The sequence below is a fragment of the Leifsonia sp. T36S-04 genome (assembly GCF_042465655.1).
Classification (GTDB): domain Bacteria; phylum Actinomycetota; class Actinomycetes; order Actinomycetales; family Microbacteriaceae; genus Leifsonia.
In genome coordinates, this window is sequence record NZ_CP146286.1 from 1,724,124 (window position 1) to 1,747,827 (window position 23,704).

26 protein-coding genes and 1 riboswitch are annotated in these 23,704 nt (G+C 71.0%); of the genes, 7 read left to right on the top strand and 19 right to left on the bottom strand.

Going from position 1 to position 23,704, the window contains the following annotated elements:
• Window positions 1–11: 11 nt before the first annotated feature.
• Window positions 12–575: an ArsR/SmtB family transcription factor gene (locus P3F85_RS08390; RefSeq protein WP_374010778.1), complete on the bottom strand. Its 564-nt coding sequence runs from the start codon at window positions 573–575 to the stop codon at window positions 12–14.
• 74 nt (window positions 576–649) lie between these two features.
• Between P3F85_RS08390 and P3F85_RS08395 the strand changes: the two genes are divergently transcribed.
• The 4 genes from P3F85_RS08395 (at window position 650) to P3F85_RS08410 (ending at window position 4,531) form a co-directional block, all read left to right on the top strand.
• Complete coding sequence (locus P3F85_RS08395; protein ID WP_374010779.1) at window positions 650–1,918, top strand: MFS transporter; 1,269 nt, start codon at window positions 650–652, stop codon at window positions 1,916–1,918.
• 337 nt (window positions 1,919–2,255) lie between these two features.
• Entirely contained in the window at window positions 2,256–3,047 is a 792-nt protein-coding gene (locus P3F85_RS08400) for a hypothetical protein (protein WP_374010780.1), read from the top strand.
• Window positions 3,048–3,105: 58 nt separating this feature from the next.
• A complete protein-coding gene (locus P3F85_RS08405; protein ID WP_374010781.1) occupies window positions 3,106–4,170 on the top strand; it encodes a hypothetical protein in 1,065 nt (354 codons plus the stop codon).
• Complete coding sequence (locus P3F85_RS08410) at window positions 4,145–4,531, top strand: metallopeptidase family protein (RefSeq protein ID WP_374010782.1); 387 nt, start codon at window positions 4,145–4,147, stop codon at window positions 4,529–4,531. Before P3F85_RS08405 ends, P3F85_RS08410 begins: the two co-directional genes overlap by 26 nt.
• Window positions 4,532–4,564: 33 nt before the next feature.
• Here P3F85_RS08410 and P3F85_RS08415 read toward each other — a convergent pair whose 3' ends face one another.
• From P3F85_RS08415 to dinB, 7 genes are all read right to left on the bottom strand, one after another.
• Complete coding sequence (locus P3F85_RS08415; protein ID WP_374010783.1) at window positions 4,565–4,843, bottom strand: hypothetical protein; 279 nt, start codon at window positions 4,841–4,843, stop codon at window positions 4,565–4,567.
• Window positions 4,840–5,454 (bottom strand): ATP-binding protein, encoded by a 615-nt coding sequence (locus P3F85_RS08420; protein ID WP_374010784.1) that lies wholly within the window; start codon window positions 5,452–5,454, stop codon window positions 4,840–4,842. The genes P3F85_RS08415 and P3F85_RS08420 overlap by 4 nt, the downstream gene beginning before the upstream one ends.
• Complete coding sequence (locus tag P3F85_RS08425; protein WP_374010785.1) at window positions 5,438–6,217, bottom strand: energy-coupling factor transporter transmembrane protein EcfT; 780 nt, start codon at window positions 6,215–6,217, stop codon at window positions 5,438–5,440. Before P3F85_RS08425 ends, P3F85_RS08420 begins: the two co-directional genes overlap by 17 nt.
• Window positions 6,214–7,740, bottom strand: coding sequence for an ABC transporter ATP-binding protein (locus tag P3F85_RS08430; RefSeq protein ID WP_374010786.1), 1,527 nt, complete (start codon window positions 7,738–7,740; stop codon window positions 6,214–6,216). The genes P3F85_RS08425 and P3F85_RS08430 overlap by 4 nt, the downstream gene beginning before the upstream one ends.
• A 5-nt stretch (window positions 7,741–7,745) precedes the next feature.
• A complete protein-coding gene (locus tag P3F85_RS08435) occupies window positions 7,746–8,369 on the bottom strand; it encodes an ECF transporter S component (protein ID WP_374010787.1) in 624 nt (207 codons plus the stop codon).
• Between the two features lie 38 nt (window positions 8,370–8,407).
• Window positions 8,408–8,518, bottom strand: a riboswitch (TPP riboswitch).
• Window positions 8,519–8,543: 25 nt separating this feature from the next.
• On the bottom strand, window positions 8,544–8,870 hold the full coding sequence (locus tag P3F85_RS08440) for a spore germination protein GerW family protein (RefSeq protein WP_374010788.1): 327 nt from the start codon (window positions 8,868–8,870) through the stop codon (window positions 8,544–8,546).
• A gap of 55 nt (window positions 8,871–8,925) precedes the next feature.
• On the bottom strand, window positions 8,926–10,200 hold the full coding sequence (gene dinB, locus P3F85_RS08445) for a DNA polymerase IV (RefSeq protein ID WP_374010789.1): 1,275 nt from the start codon (window positions 10,198–10,200) through the stop codon (window positions 8,926–8,928).
• Window positions 10,201–10,282: 82 nt separating this feature from the next.
• On the opposite strand from dinB, the gene P3F85_RS08450 reads away from it, so the two are divergent.
• Window positions 10,283–11,287 (top strand): aldo/keto reductase family protein, encoded by a 1,005-nt coding sequence (locus P3F85_RS08450; RefSeq protein ID WP_374010790.1) that lies wholly within the window; start codon window positions 10,283–10,285, stop codon window positions 11,285–11,287.
• A 97-nt stretch (window positions 11,288–11,384) separates the two neighbouring features.
• Here the strand turns inward: P3F85_RS08450 and P3F85_RS08455 are convergent, their stop codons facing one another.
• The 4 genes from P3F85_RS08455 to P3F85_RS08470 all read right to left on the bottom strand — a co-directional run bounded on the left by P3F85_RS08455 (window position 11,385) and on the right by P3F85_RS08470 (window position 13,714).
• Window positions 11,385–12,077: a hypothetical protein gene (locus tag P3F85_RS08455; RefSeq protein ID WP_374010791.1), complete on the bottom strand. Its 693-nt coding sequence runs from the start codon at window positions 12,075–12,077 to the stop codon at window positions 11,385–11,387.
• 52 nt (window positions 12,078–12,129) lie between these two features.
• Window positions 12,130–12,453 carry a hypothetical protein gene (locus tag P3F85_RS08460; protein ID WP_374010792.1) on the bottom strand — a complete coding sequence of 108 codons (324 nt, stop codon included), beginning with the start codon at window positions 12,451–12,453 and terminating at the stop codon, window positions 12,130–12,132.
• Between the two features lie 71 nt (window positions 12,454–12,524).
• Entirely contained in the window at window positions 12,525–13,298 is a 774-nt protein-coding gene (locus P3F85_RS08465; RefSeq protein ID WP_374010793.1) for a YidC/Oxa1 family membrane protein insertase, read from the bottom strand.
• Window positions 13,299–13,402: 104 nt separating this feature from the next.
• Window positions 13,403–13,714, bottom strand: coding sequence for a hypothetical protein (locus tag P3F85_RS08470; protein WP_374010794.1), 312 nt, complete (start codon window positions 13,712–13,714; stop codon window positions 13,403–13,405).
• 135 nt (window positions 13,715–13,849) lie between these two features.
• Here P3F85_RS08470 and P3F85_RS08475 point away from each other — a divergent pair, with 135 nt between their 5' ends.
• On the top strand, window positions 13,850–14,512 hold the full coding sequence (locus P3F85_RS08475; protein ID WP_374010795.1) for an SDR family oxidoreductase: 663 nt from the start codon (window positions 13,850–13,852) through the stop codon (window positions 14,510–14,512).
• 10 nt (window positions 14,513–14,522) lie between these two features.
• The gene (locus P3F85_RS08480) at window positions 14,523–16,244 is read left to right on the top strand and encodes a long-chain-fatty-acid--CoA ligase (RefSeq protein WP_374010796.1); all 1,722 of its coding nucleotides are present in this window, start codon (window positions 14,523–14,525) and stop codon (window positions 16,242–16,244) included.
• A gap of 34 nt (window positions 16,245–16,278) precedes the next feature.
• Here P3F85_RS08480 and P3F85_RS08485 read toward each other — a convergent pair whose 3' ends face one another.
• From P3F85_RS08485 to P3F85_RS08515, 7 genes are all read right to left on the bottom strand, one after another.
• Window positions 16,279–16,785: a PaaI family thioesterase gene (locus P3F85_RS08485; RefSeq protein WP_374010797.1), complete on the bottom strand. Its 507-nt coding sequence runs from the start codon at window positions 16,783–16,785 to the stop codon at window positions 16,279–16,281.
• 22 nt (window positions 16,786–16,807) lie between these two features.
• The gene (locus P3F85_RS08490) at window positions 16,808–17,728 is read right to left on the bottom strand and encodes an oxygenase MpaB family protein (protein WP_374010798.1); all 921 of its coding nucleotides are present in this window, start codon (window positions 17,726–17,728) and stop codon (window positions 16,808–16,810) included.
• Window positions 17,729–17,753: 25 nt separating this feature from the next.
• The gene (locus P3F85_RS08495; protein ID WP_374010799.1) at window positions 17,754–18,308 is read right to left on the bottom strand and encodes a YbaK/EbsC family protein; all 555 of its coding nucleotides are present in this window, start codon (window positions 18,306–18,308) and stop codon (window positions 17,754–17,756) included.
• A 118-nt stretch (window positions 18,309–18,426) separates the two neighbouring features.
• Window positions 18,427–19,941 carry an Asp-tRNA(Asn)/Glu-tRNA(Gln) amidotransferase subunit GatB gene (gene gatB, locus P3F85_RS08500; protein WP_374010800.1) on the bottom strand — a complete coding sequence of 505 codons (1,515 nt, stop codon included), beginning with the start codon at window positions 19,939–19,941 and terminating at the stop codon, window positions 18,427–18,429.
• Window positions 19,941–21,488: an Asp-tRNA(Asn)/Glu-tRNA(Gln) amidotransferase subunit GatA gene (gene gatA, locus P3F85_RS08505; RefSeq protein ID WP_374010801.1), complete on the bottom strand. Its 1,548-nt coding sequence runs from the start codon at window positions 21,486–21,488 to the stop codon at window positions 19,941–19,943. Before gatA ends, gatB begins: the two co-directional genes overlap by 1 nt.
• Before the next feature lie 6 nt (window positions 21,489–21,494).
• Window positions 21,495–21,782: an Asp-tRNA(Asn)/Glu-tRNA(Gln) amidotransferase subunit GatC gene (gene gatC, locus P3F85_RS08510; protein WP_374010899.1), complete on the bottom strand. Its 288-nt coding sequence runs from the start codon at window positions 21,780–21,782 to the stop codon at window positions 21,495–21,497.
• A gap of 91 nt (window positions 21,783–21,873) precedes the next feature.
• Entirely contained in the window at window positions 21,874–23,661 is a 1,788-nt protein-coding gene (locus tag P3F85_RS08515; RefSeq protein ID WP_374010802.1) for an alkaline phosphatase family protein, read from the bottom strand.
• Window positions 23,662–23,704: the final 43 nt, after the last annotated feature.

A 23,704-nucleotide genomic window follows, 5' to 3' on the forward strand; every position in this document is an offset into this window, starting at 1 on the left:
TGCCCTGCCGCTCAGTCCCCCGCGGCGCCTGATCCGTCGGGGGTGCGGTGCAGCAGGAAGATCCCGCCATGCGCCGGAAGGTGCGACCGCTCCGAGTCCGTCTCGATGTACTCGTCAAGGACGGCGACGATGCGACGGTCCAGCTCGGCGACGTCGTCGGGCGACAGGTGCAGCGAAAAGCGTGCATACGTGGCGATGGACGCCGGCCCCGCCTCGGCGAGCTCCTGCTGGAACGCGTCGACCGGCGCAAGCCCGTGGCGCAGATCGAGGTCTTCGAGGGGAACCGAGAGCCACCAGCTCTTCCCTGTGGACCGGTACGGCTTCTCGAGCGCGCCGGACTCCCCGGCCCGCACCTGTGCCGGTTCGAGGAACCCCGCCGCCACCAGTTGCCGCACATGGTAGTAGGCGGTGCCGGCATCCACTCCCAGCCGGTCGGCCAGCTGCTTGTTGGTGAGTTCCTGATCGCCGCACAGGCGCAGGATACGGACGCGCAGCGGGTGGGACAGCGCCTTGAGCTCCTGGGGCGTCGCCGGGCGTCGTTTCGCGTCGGGATCCGCACGACGGTCGTCGGTCATAGGGCGAGTGTAGCGGCAGATTGAGGTTTCTCGGGTCGATTGATTTTTCTCAATCCCCGTGCCAGGCTCACCGTATGACCACGACAGGACTCGGCGCGCGCTACTGGAAGCTCTGGACGTCCGCCGGCCTCTCCAACCTGGCGGACGGCGTGATGAAGGTTGCGCTGCCCCTCGTCGCCATCCGCTACACCGACTCCCCCGCGCTCATCGCCGGGCTGTCGTTCGCGTTCACGTTGCCCTGGCTGCTGTTCGCCCTGACCGCCGGCGCACTCGCCGACCGGTTCGATCGGCGACGCCTCATGCTCGTGGCGAACGCCGCGCGGGCGCTGTTCCTGGCGTGCCTGACGATCGTCAGCATCGCGGGTGCCGGCTCGCTGTTGCTCCTCTACGCCGCTGCGCTCTGCATCGGTGTCGCCGAGACCGTCTACGACACGTCGTCGCAGTCGATCCTCCCGCAGCTGGTCCCCCGCGACCGGCTGTCCCGGGCGAACGGGCGCCTCTATGCCGCGGAGCTGACCGCCAACGAGTTCGTCGGGCCGCCCCTCGGCGGTTTCCTCGTGGCGACCGGGGTCGCCTTCGCCTTCGGCGCGCCCGCGCTGCTGTGGGTGGTCGCGATCGGCGTGCTGCTGCTCGTGCGGGGCCGGTTCACCACGGAGCGCACCGTGCGCACCACGATCCGCGCGGACATCGGGGAGGGACTCCGCTTCCTCGGCCGAAACACTCTCCTGCGCACCCTCGCGATCATGGTGGGCGTCTTCAACTTCGCCAGCTCCGCCGTCTTCACGGTCTTCGTGCTCTACGCCGCCGGCCCGCAGTCCACGATGAAACTGTCCGACCCCGCCTACGGACTGCTGCTCACGTTCTCGGCAATCGGGAGTGTGCTCGGCACGTTCCTGGCCGAACCCGCGGAACGGCTGCTGGGCCGCTCCCGCGCCCTGGCACTGACCATCGCCGGATCGCTGCTCACCATCGCCACGCCCGGCTTCACCGACAACCCGTTCGTCATCGGGGCGGGCCTGCTCATCGGCGGCGTCACCGTCTCGATCTGGAACGTCATCACGGTGTCGCTGCGCCAGCGGATCACCCCGACGCGGCTGCTCGGCCGCCTCAACAGCGCCTACCGGCTGCTGGCGTGGGGCACGATGCCGCTCGGTGCCATCGCCGGTGGTCTCCTGGGACAGCTGCTCGGCGTGCGCTGGGTGTTCCTGATCATGGGCCTCCTCGTCGTGCTCCAGCTCATCCCGATGCTGTGGGTGACGAACCGCCGGATGGACGAAGCGGAAGCCGCCGTGGAGGCGGAAGAGGCCGCCGCGGAGGCGTCCGTCGACGCCACCGAACGGTGACACGTACACGACTTTGCCAGCATCCGTGCCCGAAGCGTCCAGAAACAGCGCCTACAGTCGTCGGCGACGGCATCGAAAGCCGTCCGTGCCGCGCTCGGCGGCATCCAGCCCCCACCCCCAACCCTGAGGCGCCCCCGCGCCCGGTCCTGGATGCCCGACCCTTCCACGCCCGGCACACCCGCGTCGCATGCTGCGCTTCCGGACCACGGGTCCACGAGGTGCTTCCACGCATGTACGCGGTAGCCAGCCCGCCGGACCGCCCCCGAAGAAATCGAGGTCCGACGCATGGATGACGCTGTCACCGTGCACAGGCGGGGAAGCCCGATCCAGGAAACCAATGCTCAGCACTCTCCGTAACACCCTCAAGAACAGTCCCGTCCCCTTCAGCCGCATCGTCACCGGTGCCGCAGCCGTCATCATGAGCGCAACGCTCATCGCGCCGGTGGTCGCTCAGCAGCAGGCCGGCGAACGTCAGACCCGCGAACTCTCCGAGGCGACCGGCATGCGTCACGAGCAGCTCGGCGTCTATGGCGCCATCGTGCGCGACCGCCTCGAGCGCGAGGCCAAGGACACCCTCAGCGGCGCGCAGAGCACCGTCGCCGCCAACGAGACGAAGACCGACGCCTCCGCGGCGAAGACCGCGATCGCCGGTCTGAGCGAGTACACCAAGCTCGGCGACGACAAGCTCCGCGCCACCATCGACAAGACCAAGGCGGCTTCCGACGCACTCGCTGCCGCGGGCGCCGAGGCCGACCGGCAGGCCGCAGCGGCAGCCGCCGCAGCCGCCGCAGCCGCAGCCGCTGCCCAGGCGAACGCCAACACCGTCGGTGGAGCCAAGGCCGCCGCCGCGAGCATCGCCGCCAGCCAGTACGGCTGGGGCGCCGACCAGTTCCAGTGCCTCGACAAGCTCTGGCAGCGCGAGTCCGGCTGGAACTACCAGGCATCGAACTCGGGCAGTGGCGCGACCGGCATCCCGCAGGCCCTTCCCGGCAGCAAGATGGCGACGTTCGGCTCCGACTGGCAGACGAACGCCACCACGCAGATCAAGTGGGGCCTCGACTACATCTCCCGCGGCTACGGAACCCCGTGCAGCGCGTGGGACCACTCCGAGTCGGTCAACTGGTACTGAGCCGCTGAGCCAGGGGTCCACCGGCGGGTGCGAGCGCACCCGCCGGTAGACTCGCGCGGTGACCAACAGCCTCGACACCGCATCCGCTTCGCCCGTCATCCGCGGGGCCCATCTCGTCGGCAGCGTCAACCTGCCCGACGCCGAGACGGTCTTGCGCACCGTCGGCTCACACCTGGGCGACCGGATGCGCCGCATCCCGGACGGCGAGGTCGGGGAACGCTTCTACTGGGTGCAGTTCCAGACCGCGCGACTGGATTCGATGGCGGGAATCTCGCGCATCCCCGTCGAACCGTTCTTCCTGCGCGAGATCTTCGACGGCAGGCCGTTCCGCCTCGACGAGGGCGTGACCGCCGCCGACCTGGTGTTCCCGGACCTCGGGTACGCCGATGCCGCGCTCGAGTCGTACGCGACCTTCCGCGCCCTGAGGGACGAGGGCGTCATCGCCCCGGGAACGCGCTTCCAGGTCTCGCTGCCGACCCCGGCGGGCGTCGTCGGGCCGTTCATCGTGCCGGAGGATCGGGCAGCTTTCGAGCCCGCGTACGAGCGCGCCCTCTTCGGCGAACTGCAGCGCATCCTCGACGGCATCCCGCACGAGGACCTGGCGATCCAGTGGGATACGGCGGTCGAGTTCGCCCTGCTCGAGGGCCGGATGCCGTCCTGGTTCGGCGAGGACGTGCTGGCCGGGGTGATCGAGCGCGCCGCCCGGCAGGCCGCCGCGGTTCCCGCGGACGTGCAGGTCGGCTACCACCTCTGCTACGGCGACGTCGAGGAGCAGCACTTCGTGCAGCCGGTCAATGCCGGTCACCTCGCCGATGTGCTCCGCGGCATCCTCGCCGCAGCCCCGCGGCCGATCACCTGGGTACACCTGCCGGTTCCGATCGAGCGCGACGACGCGGAGTACTTCGCGCCGCTGGCGGACGTCGAGGTGCCCGCGGGCACGGAGCTGTATCTCGGCCTGATCCATCACGAGGACGGGCTGGAGGGCGCCCGTCGCCGGGCGCAGGCCGCGGCGACCGCGGTCGACGGCTTCGGCGTGGGGACGGAGTGCGGCTTCGGTCGCGGACCGAGCGAACGGACGCCGTCACTGCTCGACCTGCATGCGGCCGTGGCCGAGGCGTGGTGATGACGGCGTGAGCCTGTCCCTGGACGCGGAGGCGTTCGAGGCACTCGTCACCGACGAACTCGACCGGCTACCCGACGATATGGTCGACGGGCTCGACAACGTCGTCTTCGTCGTCGAGGACCGCCCAGAGGACGGCTCGCTCGACCTGCTCGGCCTGTACGACGGCGTCGCCCTCACCGAGCGCGGCGAATACGGATTCGGCGAGATGCCCGACCGCATCGTCCTCTACCGGGAGCCGCTGCTCGCGATCAGCGCGGACGAGGACGAGCTACGGGACGAGGTGCACATCACGCTGGTGCATGAGATCGCGCACTACTACGGCATCGACGACGACCGGCTCCACGAACTGGGCTGGGCCTAGTCCCTCAGTCTTCGGAGCTCAGGCCCCCGCGACTCAGGCGCCGTAGCCGAAAATGGACTCGTCCTCCTTCTCGGGCGCCACCGGATCCGAGTCGGGCTGATCGAAGTGGTACTTCACCTGAAGCTGGCCCTCGACCTCGCGCTGCTCGCCTGCGACGTACCAGAAGGTGGACTCGAGGCCCTCGACGGCGACGATCGCAGGGATCCTGTCTTCCGCTTTGCCGCCCACCAGGAAACGGCGCTCGGCCTGCCCCACCAGGGGTCCGTCGGCGTATTCGACGATGTATTCGGGATCCTGTCGTGCGTCGCTCATGAGTCCACCGTAGTCCCCGGGGCGGGATTCGCGAGACCGGCCGACGTCACATCGAGAACCAGTGATGCGAGTGCAAGGGGATGCTCGCGCGCGACGAACCGGTCGAACTGCGCCTGCCAGCGGTCCCACTCGACCGCGAAGGCTGCACCGTCCCGGGCGAGGGCGCGCTGCTTTCGCAGGGTGTCGTCCGCCTGCAACCACACGGTCAGGTCGGCGAGGGAGGCGTTCCGGCGGGACAGCGAGCCGCATCCTTCGACGACCAACGGATCGCGGCCGGAGACCCGGTGGCGGCCGGCCGGACGATGCTCCGCCCAGTCCCACTGCATCCAGGAGCCGGTGCCGGATGCGCGGAGCGGCCCGAGGAGGTCACGGCTGACCGCCTCGCTTCCGGCGTCCAGGCCCTCCCATCCCGGGTAGAGGTCGTCCATCCGCACCAGCCGCGGGCTTCCGCTCGCCGGCCACGCGGCGAGCAGGCGATCCGCCAGCGAACTCTTGCCCGCGCCGCTCGGACCGTCGATCAGGATGATCGGCGTCCTCCCGTCCGCGTTCGCCGCGTCGACAGCGGTCGCCACCGCGGCGTCGAGCGCCGCAAGCTCAGCCGAGGGGCGCATTCCAGCTCCCCGTCGCGACGGCGGCGCCGACCGCGAGACCCGCGACGAGCGCGGCCACAGCCAGCGTCAGCCAGTCCCTGCCGCGGAAGACGGATGGGCGCGCCCAGGTGCGCACGCCGCCCGCCCCGAAGCCCCGCGCCTCCATCGCCGTCGCCAGCTTCGTCCCGCGTCGCAGCGACAGCACGAACAGCGCGAACGATTGGCCCAGGAAGCGGCGCAGGGCGCCCGACTCGGCGACTCCGCGGGCACGGCGCGCGAGGGTGAGCGCGCGCCAGTCCTCGGCGAAGAGTCCCACCAGGCGGAGCCCGGCGAGACCGCCGATCACGAAACGCGCCGGGAGACGCACGAGCTGGGCCAGACCGTCGGCGAGGTCGGTCGGGTCGATCGTGATGAACAGCAGCACGGCGGGCAGCCCGATCGCGATCACCCGCAGGGCCGTCGCGAGCGCGAGGGAGATCGAGCCGTCGCTGATCTCGACGGCCCACCAGTGCACGTAGACGGTGCCGGAGGCCTGCCCGTAGAGCAGCGTCGTCAGCCCGGCGAGCGGCGCGGCGATCCAGACCGGCGCCGTCCGTGCGACGACGGTTCGGAAGGGCAGTCCGGCGAAGGCGAGGAGGATCAGCTCCAGCGCGAGGGCGACTCCCGCCGACACCGGGTCGATCGACAGCAGGAGGGCCACCGTGACGATCAGGGCCGCCCCGAGCTTCGACACCGGGTTCAGCGTGGCGAGAGGACCGGTCCGGAGCGGTTGCAGGAGGGTCATGCGACCACCTCGGCAGCATCCAGCCGCAGCGCCGAGGCACCCACCGCTGCCACGAACTCGGCGTCGTGGGTGGCCGCGACGACCGCGTGCCCGGCCCTCCGCAGGTCCGCGAGCATCCCGACGAGCGCCTGCCACGTCAGTGCGTCCTGTCCGAAGGTGGGCTCGTCGAGCATCAGGAGTCGCGGCCGGGTCGCGAGCGCTGTTCCGACCGAGAGCCGGCGCTTCTGGCCGCCGGACAGGGTGAAAGGATTCGCCTCCGCCACGCCGTCGAGGGCGAGACGGGCGAGCAGCTCGTCCGTCCGGGCGTCGACCTCGAGGTCGGCGAGACCGAGAGCACGCGGGCCGGCGGCGAGCTCGTCGCGAACGGTGGAGGCGATGAACTGGTGCTCCGGGTTCTGGAACACGCTGCCGATCCGGGTGAGGAGCTCGCGCGAGCGCCACGCGGCGGGGTCCTCGACAGCGCCCGACGCCAGAGCCGCCTCGGCGACCAGCGTGCCACCCAGGGCGGGCAGGAGGCCGCCGAGCGTCAGCGCGAGAGTGGACTTGCCCGCGCCGTTCCGGCCGATGAGGGCCAGAGCGGACCCCTCGCGGATGTCGGCGTCGACCGGTCCGCCCACCGGGAGTGCGTGCGTCGTCCGCGACGGTCGGCGACCGCGCGCCGCACCCCGGCGGCGACCGCGGGTGACGGCGGGTCCGCGACCGAAGACGAGCGACCGTGCCGTCAGCAGGGGGTCGCCCTCGGTCACGACCGGCGCCTCCGGAACGGCCGTACCCGGCAGCCAGACCCCGGCGCGCCGCAGCTCGCCGGCCGTATCGCTCAACACGACGTCCGGAGCTCCGTCGGCGAGCACTCCCCCGTCGGCTCCCAGGACGACGACCCGCGTCACGAGGTCGCGCCAGACCGCGACACGGTGCTCCACGACCACCAGGGTCGCCCCACTCGCGTCGAGGGCCGAGCGCACCGCATCCCGCACCTCCAGCACCCCGTCGGGGTCGAGGTTCGCCGTCGGCTCGTCGAGCAGGAGCAGCCCCGGCCGCATGGCCAGCAGCCCGGCCAGCGCGAGTCGCTGCTTCTGGCCGCCCGAAAGCCGATCGGTCGGATGGTCGAGCGGCACGTCGAGGCCGACGTCGCCCAGGGCCTGGCGCACGCGCCCCCAGATCTCGTTCCGGGGCACCCCGAGGTTCTCGCACGCGAAGGCCACGTCGTCGCCCACGCGGGCGAGGATGACCTGCGCATCCGGATCCTGCAGCAGCAGGCCCGCGACGCCACGCGACTCGGCGGGGGGACGGCCGGCGACGGTGAGCGTGCCCTCCGCCTCCCCGTCGTCGTCCCCGCCGAGCACGCCGCCCAGACCCGCCAGCAGCGTGCTCTTGCCCGCGCCGGAGGCACCGAGCAGCAGGACGCGCTCCCCCGGCTCGATCCGCAGCTCCACGCCCCGGGTCGCCCAGGCGCTGCGCCCCGCGTACCGCCAGCCCCAGTCGTGGACCGCGACACCGGCCGGGGCCGGAAGCGGCAGGCTCACCGTGTTCAGGCTCGCACGGCCGACCGCGCTTCACGGCCGGCGGCGAAGCGACTCAGCGCGCCCGTGCGGGCCAGTGCGCGCACGAGCAGCCACGAGCCGAGACCGGCGACGACGACGCCGGAGACGGTGGTCGTGATCGTGTAGGTGATCGCGAAACCGGCGGTGGAACCCGGGTACCAGTACAGGAGGTCGAGCACCGACTCCGCGAGTCCCGCGCCGGCACCGGCGAGCAGGGCCGGGACGAGCCGCCAGTTCGCGTAGAGGAACAGCGCGAACACGATCTCGGCCCCGAGGCCCTGGACGACGCCGGACAGCAGCGTGGCGAAGCCCCACTGCGTCCCGATCAGGGCGGAGACGACCGCCGCGACGAGCTCGCCGAACAGCGCGGCGCCGGGCTTGCGGACGATAAGCGCCACGAGGACGCCCGCGAACAGCCAGGGGCCGTTCAGCAGACCCTGGAATCCGGGCAGGACGGCGCCCACGGGACCCGAGATCGGGTTCTGGACGACCCCCCAGACCCAGAAGACGACGCCGGATGCGACGGCGACGACACTGGCGACGACGATGTCGACGACCCGCCAGCGGAGAGTGCGCGGGCGTGCGCCCGCTGAGGAAATGGTTGCGTGCACTGTTCGTGCCCCTTCTGTCGAAATGGAACAGGGCACGGGATGTTGAGAAAGGTCCTCCCTGCGCTGGCATGACCCAGATCAGGTTCGACGGTCGAGACTTGGAGAAGTCTCCTCTCAGCCCGGCTCACCGGACTCCCGTGTTCGCTCCCAGTGTAGACCGGAGGGGGCGGGATGCTACTTCTTGAGAGCGCGGATGACGCGGGCCCACGCGTGACCGGCCACCCACACGAAGGGGATGCCCACCGCGAGCAGCGTGATCAGGTTCGGCCGGAAGCGGACACCGAGCTCGTCGGAGATGTAGGCGCCAAACGGGATCGCCACCCCGCCGCCGCCTGCGCCGCCTGCGGAGTCCTCGTCCCCCGCTCCGCCCGCGCCGAAGCCGAACTGGACGGCGGCGACGGGGACGATCGTCGTACCGTCGACGACCACCGGCTCCCCGTAGACCGACTTGATGCCGGAGCCGGTCACGGTCTCGGCGAGTTTCAGCGAGAAGTTCGTCATGCTGTCACGGTAGCGCGCCGCCCGCCGCGTGAACAGGTCGCATCGGGAACGCGGCTCAGTCGCTGACGTACTTCGGGTTGCGGCCGTCGCTCTCCTCTTCGGCGGCGTCGCGGGAGCGCCGCACGAGCGACGCCGGGCCGATCATCCCGCGGCCGAAGCGCGCGCTCACCGCGTCGAGCGCCCGCTCGGTCTCGCGCCACTCCTCGTCCGGGTCCCACAGCGCGAGCGCGTCGCCCCCGGCGTCGAGAAGTTGTTCCGCCCGGACCCCGATCAGCCGGAGCGGCGTCTGCCGGACATCGAGGCCGAGCGCGTCGAACACATCCCACGCCTCCTCGAACAGCCGCCTGCCGACGTTGGTCGGCTCGGCGAGCGTGCGCGAACGGGTGATCGTGCGGAAGTCGGAGAACCGCACCTTGATCGCGACCGTGCGGGCCACCATCTCGTGCTTGCGAAGCCGCTCGCCCACGCGTCCCGAGAGCCGGAGGAACTCGCGGCGCAGCGTGTCGAGATCGCCGACATCGGTGCCGAAGGTGTTCTCGTGACCAATGCTCTTCTCGCGCGACTCGGTGACGATGCGGCGTGCGTCGCGCCCGTTGGCGAGGTCGTGCAGCCGTCGCCCGCTGGCCTCCCCCACCGCCTTCTGCAGGACGTGGAGCGGCGCGTCCGCCAGGTCGGCGACCGTGAGCAGCCCCATCCGCTCGAGCGACGCCTGGGTGCTCGCGCCGACGCCCCACAGCGCGCCGACCGGGAGCGGGCGGAGGAAGCTGAGCGTCTCGGCGCGCGGGACGACCAGGAGGCCGTCCGGCTTCGCCCGGCCCGAGGCGAGCTTGGCCATGAACTTGGTCGCCGCCACGCCCACCGAGCAGGTCAGGCCCGTCTCTTCGAGCACCCGCGACCGGATCAGCTCGGCGATGCGCCGCGGGGAGCCCAGCAGCCGACGCGCGCCGGACACATCCAGGAACGCCTCGTCGATGCTGAGCGGCTCGACCAGCGGAGTGACCTCGTGGAAGATGTCCATCACCTTGGCGGAGTACTCGGTGTAGCGCTCGTAGTGCGGCGGCAGGATGATCGCGGTCGGGCAGAGCCGCATCGCCTGCGACATCGGCATCGCGCTGCGGACGCCGTACCGGCGAGCCTCGTACGTCGCGCTCGTGACGACGCCGCGGCCACCCGCGTGCCCGACGATCGCGGGCTTGCCGCGCGCATCCGGTCGCTCCAGCAGCTCGACGGACGCGAAGAACGCATCCATGTCGACGTGCAGGATGGACGCCTCGGAGTCGTCGACGTCGGACGCGCTCACCTGCCGCTGGCTGCCATCCGCTCGTCCCACCCCTCCACCTTCTCACCTGCGCCCGACACTCGGGCCTCTTCCGCCGAAGTAGTGGGGCGCGGAGTGGGGATACGTTGGGAGCATGGAATTCAGGTACCTCGGCAACAGCGGACTCAAGATCTCCGAAATCATCTACGGCAACTGGCTCACCCACGGCTCCCAGGTCGAGAACGACACGGCGACGGAGTCCGTTCGCGCCGCGCTCGACGCGGGCATCACCACGTTCGACACCGCGGACGCGTACGCGAACACCGTGGCCGAGCAGGTGCTCGGCGACGCGCTCAGGAACGAGCGTCGCGCCTCCCTTGAGATCTTCACCAAGGTCTACTGGCCGACCGGCCCCAAGGGGCACAACGACGTCGGGCTGTCGCGAAAGCACATCTTCGAGTCCATCGACGGCTCCCTCCAGCGCCTCGGCACCGACTACGTCGACCTGTACCAGGCGCACCGCTACGACTCCGAGACGCCGCTCGAGGAGACCATGCAGGCGTTCGCCGACGTCGTGCGCCAGGGCAAGGCGCTGTACATCGGCGTCAGCGAATGGAGTGCCGACCAGCTTCGGGCCGGGCACGCGCTCGCGAAGGACCTCGGCATCCAGCTCATCTCGAACCAGCCGCAGTACTCGATGCTGTGGCGCGTCATCGAGAAGCAGGTCGTTCCGGCGTCGGCCGAGCTCGGGATCTCGCAGATCGTCTGGTCGCCCGTGGCGCAGGGCGTCCTGACCGGCAAGTACAAGCCGGGCCAGCAGGCGCCGGAGGGCAGCCGTGCGGCCGACGAGAAGGGCGGAGCCGACGCCATCCGGAGCTTCATGCGGGAGGACGTCCTCACGGCCGTGCAGGAGCTGCAGCCGATCGCGGACGAGCTGGGCATCACGATGGCGCAGCTGGCGGTCGCATGGGTGCTGCAGAACCCGAACGTGGCCGGCGCCATCGTGGGCGCATCGCGTCCCGAGCAGGTCAAGTCGAACGCGGCAGCGGCCGGCATCAAGCTGTCCGGCGACGTGCTCGCGCGCATCGACGAGGCGGTCGGCGACATCGCCGAGACCGACCCGGCGCTGACCGTCTCCCCCGCCAAGCGTCCCGCCTGACCCGCGCTCCCGGTTCGCCGAGCCGTGAGTCGTTGCCGGAATCCCCGCCGAGTGGTGACGTGATGTCACCACTCGGCGGGGTGGGCGGCGCGCGCGCTCAGATGATGGCGGCGACGAGCGGACGCAGCCAGCCGCGGAAGGCGGCGGAGTCGTCGCGCATCGTGGCGCTGATCACGACGGTGTGCGGTCCGACGATCCACGCGCCCTTCTCGGCCAGCGGCAGCACATCGATATCGAGCCGGAAGTACCCCGCCTGACGCCGCAGTTCGTGCTCGCGCTCGCGCACGACCTCGACGATGTCGGCGGCGCGCCGGGCGTGGGATGCGGTGCTCGCGGAGACGTACTCTGCGTGACGGGCCTGCGCCCACCCAGCCGCGGCGTCGTAGTGGGCGATGATCACATCCTGCAGTTCGATGGCGCGGTCGAACGCCTCGAAGTGCGGCGGATGCAGCAGCGGTGCCGTCAGCCGCCGGTGCCGGTCGGCCGCGACCTCGAACCAGGCCTGCCATTGGGTGGCCAGGGCGTCGTCCGGATCCGGCCCCTCGTTGGGCCCGGCACCGCTGGCACCACCCCGCGCGCCGAGCCCCGGCGCGGGACGCATCCGGGTTCGGCCCTCCGCCGTCTGCGGACGTCCCGCGTGGAACGCCGGCGCGACGGCCGGCTCCAGCCCCGGCAGCACCGGCTGGACGCGATCGCCCAGACCGGCGAGGTCCCGCAGGGCGAGGGCCATCAGCAGGTCCCACGGGCAGTCCTCCGTGACCTGCCATCGAAGGGTGCCCTCGACGAACATGCCGACATTGTAGGTTCGCGTGCTGCGCGGAGGTAGAGGGTGCCGAACCGGTTCAGCCGGCGTACGGTTCCTCGGCCACGAGCATCGATGCGGGGATGACGGCGCGCTCGTACGGGCCGCGGCCGTCGCGGCGGTGCTGCGGCTCGAAGAACGAGACGGTCCACGTGGTCAGACCGTCGGCCGGGCCGTAGACGTTGCGCAGGTTCCGGTCGCCGGGCGCGACGATCACTCCGGTCGGTTCTCCGACCCAGTCGTCCGACGAGGGGATGTCGTGCTCGCGCACGTACACCTGCACGCCGACGCCCAGGCCGGGCGCCGCGCTCGGCCGCCTGCCCGCGGCGCTCGGCCCGTCATCCTTCGAGGTGCGTCTCCACATGGATCGATCGTCCCATCTCGTGATGTGCGCCCGCTGGAGCAGCCGCTGCCGCACCCGATTCGATTCCCGATTCAGTGCGACGTCGTCGGTCGCGCGCTCCCGCCGGCACGCCGCGCCGGGTCGAGGAGCCGGCGCAGCGTCCACCGCTCGGCGACCGTCCACGCGGTCGACGTGAGGATGTAGACAGCGGCGGCGAGCGGAACGAACGCCGCGAAGACCACGGTCACGTACGGCAGGAACGACAGCGCGCGCAGCATCCCCGCCGGAGCCGTCGAGCCCTCGGGCTGCGGGAGTGTCAGCACGCGCCGCGAGACGGTCGTCACGATGGCGATCAGCGCCAGCACACCGAGGTAGACCAGCATCGCGGGCCAGACACCGGCACCCGCGCCGGTGAGTCCGACGAAGCTGGTGCCGAGGGGCGCCCCGAACGCGTGCTCGACGAGCAGCCCGTTCGCGTGCCCCGCGATGGTGGGATGCGTGAACACGGCGTACACCAGGGTGACGACGGGAATCTGCGCGAGAAGCGGAAGCATCCCCGCGAACGGCGAGACCTGCTCGGCCCTGTGCAGCTCCAGGGTCTTCTGCGCAAGCGTCTCTCGATCGCCCTTGTGCCGCCGCTGGAGCTCGGCGAGCTGGGGTGCGATCCGCCGGCGGTTGTACTCGGCGCGCACCTGGCTGACGCCGACGGGGATGAGGACGTTCCGGACGAGCACCGTCAGCATGGCGACGGCGACGAGGCCTGCGAGCGTGCCGGTGACCGGCTCGACCGTGGCGGAGAGGGCGGTGACGAGGCCGTAGGCCCCGTCGAGAACGGCGGCGATGGGCGGCCAGGAGAAGAAGTCCATGAGTGTGAGTGATCCCTGCGAGTCGACGGAGAGTGGACGCGTCTGGTCGCGGGAGCGCCGCAGCCGTGCCGCAGAGGAGTGCGGACGTCGGGCTGCTGCGCCGGTTACGCGACCGGCAGGGAGAGGCCAGGCGCCCTGGGGCGCGGTCGGCCGTCGGCGGCGAGGTCGGTGGGGCCCTCGGCCAGCCAGCCGGCGACGGGCTCGACCGGGCGCGACCACACGGAGCGGACGCGGAGGGATGCGGCCAGCGCGGCCACCGAGCGGAGGGCGGCAGCAGCAACGACAGCGACCAGTCCCAGGGCTCCGGCGACGCCGGCGAAGGCGACGAAGCCTGCGGTGCTTCCGCCACCGGCGGCGCCCAGCGAGCCTGCGCCGGACGCGAAGGCGTGTCCGAGGAGGTCGAGCAGGGCGGTCATGATCACGACCGTAACAGAGCCCGCGGGCGCAACCCAGAGCGTTCGCGCCCGGCGGACGCCGTGTCGCCGGCGCGAACGCGTGCCCGCGCCCGCATCCGCGGCCCGCATCCGCCCGGACGGTGGAAGGATGGTCTCATGACTCGAGTCGCGATCATCGGTGCCCATGGAAAAGTCGCCCAGCAGCTGATGCGGGTGCTCTACGACCTCGGCGATGACTTCGTCGGCGTCGTCAGGAACGACGAGCACGCAGACGACGTCTACCGTCTCGGCGGCGAGGGCGTGCTGCTCGACATCGAGAAGTCGACTCCCGAAGCGCTCGCGGCCGCGATCGCCGGCTGCGACGCCGTGGTGTTCACCGCGGGCGCGGGCGCAGTTTCCGGGATCGAGCGCAAGCGGACCGTCGACTACGGCGGGTCGATCCTCGCCCAGGAGGCCGCACGGCAGGCAGGCGTCCGCCGGTTCGTTCAGGTGTCCGCCTGGGGCGTGGACGCGCCGGTCGACGACGCCGACCCGGTCTGGAAGGCCTACGTCGAAGCGAAGCGCGACGCCGACGCCGCCCTGCGCGAGTCGGGGCTCGACTGGACCATTCTCCGTCCCGGCGGCCTGACGACCGACGAGGGAACCGGACGCATCACCCTCGGCGACAGCGTTCCTCGCGGCAGTATCGCGCGCGAGGACGTCGCCCGGTTGATCGCACTCGTGCTCCACGAGCCGGCGACGGCCGGACACCAGTGGGAGGTCATCGCCGGCGAGACACCCATCGAGGATGCGGTGCGGGCCCTGGTCGCCTCCGCGTAGGCTTGCGCGCGTGACCAGCGACAGCGTGCCGAGCGAGCCGTCCCCGTACAGCGCCAAGCCCTGGATCTCGGGCTATGCGCCCGGAGTCCCTGCCGAGGTGGACATCCCCGAGGGATCACTCGCCCACCTCATCGACGACTCGGTGAAGACCTACGGGAAGCATGTGGCGCTCGAGTTCTTCGGCGCCACGACCACGTACGCCGAGCTGGGCGACCAGATCGCGCGCGCCGCCGAAGGGCTCCGCCGGCTCGGTGTCGTCAAGGGCGATCGGGTCGCGCTGGTGCTGCCGAACTGTCCGCAGCATGTCGCCGCGTTCTACGCCGTGCTGCGCCTGGGCGCGGTGGTGGTGGAGCACAACCCGCTCTACACGCCGCGCGAGCTGCGCCACCAGTTCGAGGACCACGGCGCGACCGTCGCGATCGTCTGGGACAAGGTCGCCGCGACCGTTCAGGCGCTGCCGGCCGACCTGGGCGTCACGACCGTCGTCTCGGTCGATCTGACCCGCGCGATGCCCGCCTCCAAGCGCTTCGCCCTCCGCCTCCCCGTGCCCGCCGCCCGGAAGGCGCGCGAGCAGCTCACGGCCAAGACCTCCGGGACGATCAGCTGGGACTCCCTGGTCGCATCCCGTCGCATCAAGGCGTCGTACCCACGGCCCGAGCGCGGCGATCTTGCGCTCATCCAGTACACCTCCGGCACCACGGGCCGGCCGAAGGGCGCCATGCTGAGCCACGGCAACCTGACCGTGAACGCCGCGCAGTCGCGCGCGTGGGTTCCCACCGTCGAGCGCGGCACCTCCGTCGTCTACGCCGTCCTGCCCCTGTTCCACGCCTACGGGCTGACCCTCTGCCTCACCTTTGCGATGAGCATGGGAGCGCGGCTCGTGCTGTTCCCGAAGTTCGATCCCGACCTGGTGCTGGATGTGGTGAAGAAGCATCCGGCGACCTTCCTTCCCGCCGTTCCCCCCATCTACGAGCGGCTGGTGCAGGCGGCCGAGAAACGCAAGGTCTCGCTCTCCGGCATCGAGATCGCCATCTCGGGGGCGATGAGTCTGCCGCAGACCATCGTGGACCTGTGGGAGAGCCAGACCGGCGGCTACCTCGTCGAAGGCTACGGGCTGTCCGAGTGCGCGCCGGTGCTCATGGCCAACCCCGTCGGTGCGAGCCGGCGACCCGGCACGGTCGGCCTCCCCCTGCCGAGCACCGAGCTGCGCGTGACCGACCCGGACGACCCGACGGCGGACCGACCCTTCGGCGAGGAGGGCGAGCTGCTCGCCCGCGGACCGCAGGTGTTCTCCGGGTACTGGCGCAACTCCGACGAGACGGCGAAGGCGCTCACGCCCGACGGCTGGTTCCGCACAGGAGATATCGTCACGATGGACGAGGACGGTTTCGTCCGCATCGTCGACCGCATCAAAGAGCTCATCGTGACGGGAGGCTTCAACGTCTCCCCGACCGAGGTCGAGGACGCGCTTCGTACCTTCCCGGGCGTCGCCGACGTGGCGGTAGTGGGTCTGCCGCACCGCCGCGGTGGCGAGGACGTGGTGGCCGCCGTCGTCATGGACGCCGGCGCGTCCTTCGACGAGGAGGCGATCCGGGCCTACGGGCGCGACTGCCTGACGCCGTACAAGGTGCCGAAGCACGTGGTGCAGGTGGACGAGCTGCCGCGTTCGATCGTCGGGAAGGTCATCCGCCGCAAGGTGCGCGACCAGCTCCTGGCGCAGCGCGAGAAGTAGCGCGCGCCGGGCCCGCGTGGGGAGTCAGCCGCGCTCAGCCGCCAATCGGGAAGACCAGCAGCGAGCCGGTCGCGGTCGCAACGGTCTTGCCGGACGCGTCCGTGATGACCCCGTCGGCGAATGCGACCCGGTTGCCGGGCTTCGTCACCGTCGCGACGCACGTCAGCCGCCCGCTGTTGGCGTAGACCGGCCGCAGGTAGTTGACCTTGATCTCGATCGAGGTGTAACCCTGCCCCTGCGGCAGGGTGGTCTGCACCGCGCAGCCCAGCGCCGAGTCGAGCATCGTGCACATCAGTCCACCGTGCACGGTACCGATCGGGTTGTAGTGCGACTCGTCGGGATCGCAGACGAACGTCGCGGTTCCCACATCGGCGGAGACCAGCGACATCCGCATCAGTTCGGTGATGGGCGGCGGTGGCAGTTCGCCGCTCAGCAGCGAGCGGAGGTATTCCAGCCCGCTCATCGTCGGCATCACCGCGACACCGGGGGCCGGATCCTCCCAGCTGACGGTCCGGGTGCGCTCGCTCACGTCTTCCTGCATGACGACATCCTCTCGCAAACGGTCAGGAGCCGGAGAGCCGTGCCAGCCGTCGGCGCGCGGCGAGTTCCGCCTGGGTCTGCGGACCGAGCAGGACGCGCGCTCCGGCCAGGACCGCTCCCGTCGCGCCGTGCAGCGGAAGCAGCCGTTCGGCGGCGGTGGGCGGCAGGCCGAGCAGCTCCCTGTGCCGCGGTTCCAGCGTGGACACGGCAGCGCGGAACACGATGCGGTACGACGGCCGCAGCATCCGGCGGAGCGGTGCCCGGCGGATGAACCGCACGATCTCCTCCACCTCGGGTCCCCCGCGCAGCTCGCCGGCGTCGGTCGTCGCGTCGATCTCGGCGCGCAGTCCCGCCGCTGTGGTCGGCGCGTCCGGGACGCCCATCAGTTCGGCCGCCGTCGCCCACTCGGCGACGTAGCCGTCGGCGCCTCCCGGGATGGGGTCGCCCCAGTGCTCGTGGGCGGTCAGGAAAGCATCCGTGAACGCCAGGTGCACCCAGCGTGCGAGCTCCGGATCATTGGCCGAGTAGGGGCGCTCCACCCCGTGCCCGTCGGTGAAGGTGCCCGCGACGCGCCGATGCAGCGTCCGGACCATCTCGGAGCTCGCGACGGCCTGGCCGCGACTGCCGAAGGTGACGGTGTGGATCCACTGGATGGTGCCGGCCAGACGGCCGAGCGGATCCTCGCGGAAGCGCGAGAAGTCGCGCACCCCCGCCAGTGCGCCCGGATGCAGTGCCTGCAGCAGCAACGCGCGCACGCCGGCAACGAGCGTCGGCATCCCGCCGTGCACCGCCCAGGCAGCGCTGCCGGGCGCGAAGAAGCCCTCGTCCTCCCCCTCCTCCAGCCGGAGCACCCACGCGGGGACCTCGTCGGATCGGCCGGCGAGCGTCTCGATCAGGCGGGCGCGCAGCGGCGTGAGGACACGGTCGACCGGGGTGGAGGTCATCGTGCGGCCTGTCGCGCCTGACGGTTCATCCGGCGACCTCCTGCCCCAGCCCGTCGACCAGCTGCGCGCCCGGGAGTTCGGTGAGCAGGCGGCCCGGCAGCAGGATCTTGGACCGGCGCACGCCGGACCCGATGATCACGACCTCCTGCTCCGCCACACGCGCATCGACCAGGACCGGCCAGCCTGCGGGGAGGCCGATCGGGGTGATGCCGCCGTACTCCATCCCGCTCAGTTCCACCGCGCGGTCCATCGGCAGGAACGACGCCTTGCGCACATCCAGCAACCGCTTGACGGTGTTGTTCACGTCGGCGCGGGTCGTCGAGAGCACGACGCACGCGGCGATCCGCTCGACGCCTTCACGCTTGCCCGCCACGACGACGCAGTTCGCGAGGGTGGACGCGTCCAGCCCGAACCGCTCGCGCGTCGCGGCCGTATCGGAGACATCGGGGTCGATTTCGACCACGCCGACATCATCCAGCCACCCGAGAGCCTCCAGCGCAGCACGCGTCGACGGCGCAAGCAGATCGAAGCGGGTGGATGCGGGAGCGGTCGTGAGCCCGCCGAGAGTGAAGACGCCCATGCAGTAACGCTAACCCCCGCCGCTGACGAGATTTGCGCCAAATCGCGGTTCTGCGGGCGGCATAACCGGGATTTGGCGCAAATCGTCAGGAAGGACTACGGGGCTAGCGGGCTACGGGCTACTGGGAGGCGCGCTCCAGCACCAGCTCGCGCACGCGCGCCGCGTCGGCCTGGCCGCGCATCGCCTTCATGACGGCACCGATGACAGCGCCTGCCGCCTGCACCTTCCCGTCTCGGATCTTCGCGAGGACGTCCGGCTGCGCGGCCAGCGCCTCGTCGATCGCGGCGATGAGCGCCCCGTCGTCCGAGACGACCGCGAGGCCACGGGCGTCGACGACCTCCTGCGGGCGACCCTCGCCGGCGATGACCCCTTCCAGGACCTGGCGAGCCAGGCGGTCGGTCAGCGTGCCGGCGTCGATGAGTCCCGCGAGCTCCGCGACGTTCTGCGGGCTGACCAGGGTGCCGGCCGGCACGTTCTGGGCGTTCGCGAGGCGCGCGATCTCGCCGGTCCACCACTTCCGGGCGGCGGCCGGGCTCGCACCCGCCGCGATCGTCGCCTCGACCTCGTCGAGCAGGTCGGCGTTGGCGACGTCCTGGAACTCCAGCGCGGTGAAACCCCACTCGGCCACCAGACGCTTGCGCCGCACCTCGGGAGGCTCGGGCAGCGTGCCGCGCAGCTCCTCCACCCACTCGCGGCTCGGAGCCACGGGCACCAGGTCGGGCTCCGGGAAGTACCGGTAGTCGTCCGCGTCCGACTTGGGACGCCCGGCGCTCGTCGTGCCGGTGTCCTCGTGCCAGTGGCGCGTCTCCTGGACGATGCTGCCGCCCGCCTCGAGGATCGCCGCCTGGCGCTGGATCTCGTAGCGCACCGCACGCTCGATCGAGCGCAGGGAGTTGACGTTCTTGGTCTCGGTCCGCGTCCCGAGCTCGGTGCTCCCCCTGCGGCGGAGGGAGATGTTGGCGTCGCAGCGGACGTTGCCCTCCTCCATGCGCGCGTTCGAGACGCCGAGCCCCTTCACGATGTCGCGGATGGCCCGCACGTACGCACGGCCGACCTCGGGTGCGTCCGCCTCGGTGCCCTCGATGATCTTCGTGACGATCTCGACCAGCGGCACGCCGCCGCGGTTGAAGTCGACCAGCGAGTAGTCCGCGCCCTGGATGCGCCCGGTGGCGCCGCCGACGTGCGTCAGCTTTCCGGCGTCCTCCTCCATGTGCGCGCGCTCGATCTCGACGACGATCTCTCGACCGCTCTCGAGCTCGATCGTGATCGTGCCGTCGTGCGCGATGGGCTCGTCGTACTGGGAGGTCTGGAAGTCCTTCGCGAGGTCCGGGTAGAAGTAGTTCTTCCGCGCGAACCGGCTCGTCTCCGCGATCTCGCAGCCGAGCGCGAGCCCGAGCCGGATGCTCGACTCGATCGCCTTCTCGTTCACCTGCGGCATACCGCCCGGGAGGCCGAGGCAGGTCGGGCAGGTGTTCGTGTTGGCGCCGGAGCCGAACTCGTTGGCGCAGCCGCAGAACATCTTGGTCTTCGTGTTCAGCTCGACGTGCACCTCGAAGCCGAGGACCGGCTCGAACAGCTCGAGCGCCTTGTCGTAGTCCATCAATTCAGGCGTGTGGGCGGTGGCGTTCGCCATCAGACGGCTCCCTCTTCGCTCGCGAACATCTCGGTGGCGCTCAGGTCGGGCGCCTGACTCAGCAGGGGGCCGCCCCAGCGGTCGACGAGCAGCTGCTCGAGCGCTGCTCCATAGGTGTACAGCCGCGCGTCGGCACGCGCGGGCGCCATCAGCTGCATCCCGACGGGCAGGCCGTCCTCGGGTGCGAGCCCGATCGGCAGTCCCATTCCGGGCACACCGGCGAGGTTCGCGGGGATGGTGGTGATGTCGTTCAGGTACATCGCCATCGGGTCGTCGATCTTCTCGCCGAGCTTGAAAGCGGTGGTCGGCGCGCTCGGGCTCACCAGCACATCCACCTTCTCGAACGCGGCCTGGAAGTCGCGCTGGATGAGCGTGCGGACCTTCTGGGCGCTGCCGTAGTAGGCGTCGTAGTAGCCCGCGCTGAGGGCGTAGGTGCCCAGGATGATGCGGCGCTTGACCTCGGGGCCGAAGCCCGCGTCGCGGGTGGCCGCCATGACGCGCTCCACCGTGACCGGGGGGTCGGCCGGGTCGACCCGCAGGCCGAAGCGGACGGAGTCGAAGCGGGCGAGGTTGCTGGATGCCTCGGCCGGCAGGATCAGGTAGTACGCCGACACGGCGTACTCGAAGCTGGGCGCGCCGACCTCGACGATCTCGGCGCCGGCCTCGGCCAGCAGCTCCAGGGACTCGTCGAAGCGCTGCTTGACGCCGGCCTGGAAGCCGTCGCCGGCGAGCTCGCGGATCACTCCGACGCGCACGCCCTTGAGCGCTCCGTCGCGGTGGCCCGCACGAGCGGCGTCGGCCATCGACGGCCATTCGTCGCTCAGCGAGGTCGAGTCGAGGGGATCGTGCCCGCCGATCACGTCGTGGAGCAGACCCGCGTCGAGCACGGACCGGGACACGGGGCCCACCTGGTCGAGCGAGCTGGCGAGCGCGATGGCGCCGTAGCGGCTCACGCCGCCGTAGGTCGGCTTGACCCCGACCGAGCCGGTCACCGCGGCCGGCTGACGGATCGACCCGCCGGTGTCGGAGCCCAGGGCGAGCGGAGCCTCGAAGGCGGAGACGGCAGCGGCCGAGCCGCCACCGGAGCCACCGGGGATGCGCTCCAGGTCCCACGGGTTGCGGGTCGGGCCGTACGCGGAGTGCTCTGTGGAGGAGCCCATTGCGAACTCGTCCATGTTGGTCTTGCCGAGCGGCACGAGGCCGGCCTCGCGCAGCTTGCGGACGACGGTGGCGTCGTACGGCGGCAGCCAGCCCTCGAGGATCTTCGAGCCCGCGGTAGACGGCATGTCCTGGGTGGCCAGCACGTCCTTGATCGCGATGGGGACGCCCGCGAGCGGACCGAGCGTGTCGCCCGCGGCGCGGCGGTCGTCGATCTCGGTCGCCGTGCGCAGCGCGTTCTCGCCGGCGACGTGGAGGAAGGCGTGGACGTCGGTGTCGACGGCCTCGATACGGTCGAGGTGGGCGCGCACGGCGTCGGCCGAGGACACCTCGCGCGCGGCGAGCTTCTCGGCGAGAGCAGAGGCGGAGAGCCGGGTCAGGTCGGTCATCTGGTCCTACTCCTCATCCAGAATGGTGGCGACCTTGAACCGGTCGCCCTCGCGCTCGGGGGCGCCGGACAGCGCCTGCTCCACGGTCAGCGACGGGCGGATCTCGTCACGGCGGAACACGTTCGTGAGCGGCAGCGGGTGGCTGGTGGCGGGAACGTCGGGACCGGCCACCTCCTGGACCTTGGCGACGGACTCGACGATCTGGCCGAGCTCCTTCGTGAGGCTCTCGAGCTCTTCCGGGCTGAGGTCGATCCTGGCGAGGTTCGCCAGGTGCGCGACCTGTTCGGCGCTGATGTCGCCTGCGCTGGTTTCAGACAAAGGTGCGTCTCCGTGGGATTGGGTGCGGGAGGGTGCGTTCGCGATCGCGAAGTCGCCCGTAACGATTCTAGGGCGAGCCGAACAGGCCGCGACCCAGCGTCGTGACCGCTCGGTACGCATCCTTGTAGGTCCGCGGCACAGGGGCGCCCGGAGCGCCGTAACGGGCCATCAGCAGCCCGACGAGGCCGACGCCGGGAGGGCTGAGCGGCCGGTCGCCGTCGTCGGGCCCCGGCGCTTCGGCCTCCGGATTGGCCGGAAGGTACTGAGGATGCGTGTCCGGCCACGTGCCCGGCTGCCGAGGGGTCGTGCGATTGATCGCGTTGTCGATCGTCCGCGCGCCGCGGTCGCGCTCGGTCAGGTGCCGGAGACCGTACTTCTCGGTCAGCGTCGCGACCACCGCCGAGTGATGCATCTCATCGTGGATGATCGTGTTCCGGGCGGTATAGGCCGAGATCGCGATCGCGGGAACCCGCACCCCCAGGCGGTCGAAGCGGAAGCCGTTCTCGCCCGGTCCGCTGTCGTCCGGCGGTATCGCCTTTCCGGGCGCGACATGGTCGTAGGTGCCGCCGTGCTCGTCGAACGTCACCAGGAGCATCGTGTTCAGCGCGTTGGAACCTTTCGCGCTGCTTGCCGAGCGGATGGCCGAGTAGACGCGGTGCAGCAGCAGCTCGCCGGCGCGGACATCCGAGATCGCTCCCCCGACGACCGCATCGCCCGCGACGGTCTCCTCCGTCATCGGGCCGCCCGGCGGGTGCATGTCGTTGTGGTCGTAGAGCAGCCTCGGCTCGACGAAGGCGTAGTCCGGGAGGGTGCCCTCGGCGACGTCCGCGTAGAACTGCGACATGGTCCGGAAGTGCGTCTTCCAGTACGGCTCCAGGACCGGGGCATGGATGAATCCCGTCAGCGAGATGAGCTGCCGGTCGTCGTAGTAGACGCGCCAGCTGCGCCCGGCCTCCTCCAGCCGGTTGAAGATGGTGGGCGCGTCGTTCGTGGGATCGAACCACTTGCGCGCCCCCTCTGCGCCGCCGTTGTCGAGGTAGCCGTGCGATGTCGAGGCGTTGAAGAACGACCGGTTGCAGAACGTCTGCGACGGCACGGCGCAGTGCCAGTCGTCGTACACGGCGAACTGCCGCGCGAGCGTCGAGAAGACCGGGAGCATGTCCGGGCTGAATCCGCCCATCACCCGGCGGTAGTCGTCGCGCACCGGCTCTCGTCCGGTGTCCTTGCGCAGGACGCCGATGTAGTCGCGGACGAAGCCGCGCATCGTCGGCTTCGCGCCCGGCGGGGGTGCGTTGTAGGGCGGCAGCATGGCCGGGAGCCGCGCATCGGCGTTCGAAGGCGGGTCGACGATCTCGAACAGCTGCGTGTTGACGTGCGGGTACACCTCGCCGGGGTCGGGAGACGGCTGTCGCATCACGAAGTCGGTCGCCCCTTCGTAGATGTGCGCCGAGATGTCCGGGCCGCCTGCGGGGTCGGGATTGCTGTAGTCGCCGAAAGCGAGACCCTCGAACCGTGCACCCTCCGGGAGGTTCCCCTCGTCGTAGAGGTGGCCCAGCAGGTTGTCGAAGGAGCGGTTCTCGTACATCAGGACCACGAGGTGGTCGAAGCCCGGGCCCCCGCCGCGCGGAGGGAGGGGCGGATGCTCCTCACCGGATTCGTCCGCCGTCGGCGAGGTCTGAGCGGAGGCCGCCCCGAGAGCGGCACCGGCGGCGCCACCCGTCGCGCCTCCCGCGACGGCGCCGGCGGCGACCAGACCCGCACCCTTCAGGAACGCGCGACGGCTCGCACCGCGGCGCTCCGGCTCGCTGCCGGGCTCACTGCCGGGCTCGCGAGGGAGGTCGTCGTTCGGTCGCATCCCACCCATTATGGATGCCACCACCGACGCAGCCCAGGGCCGC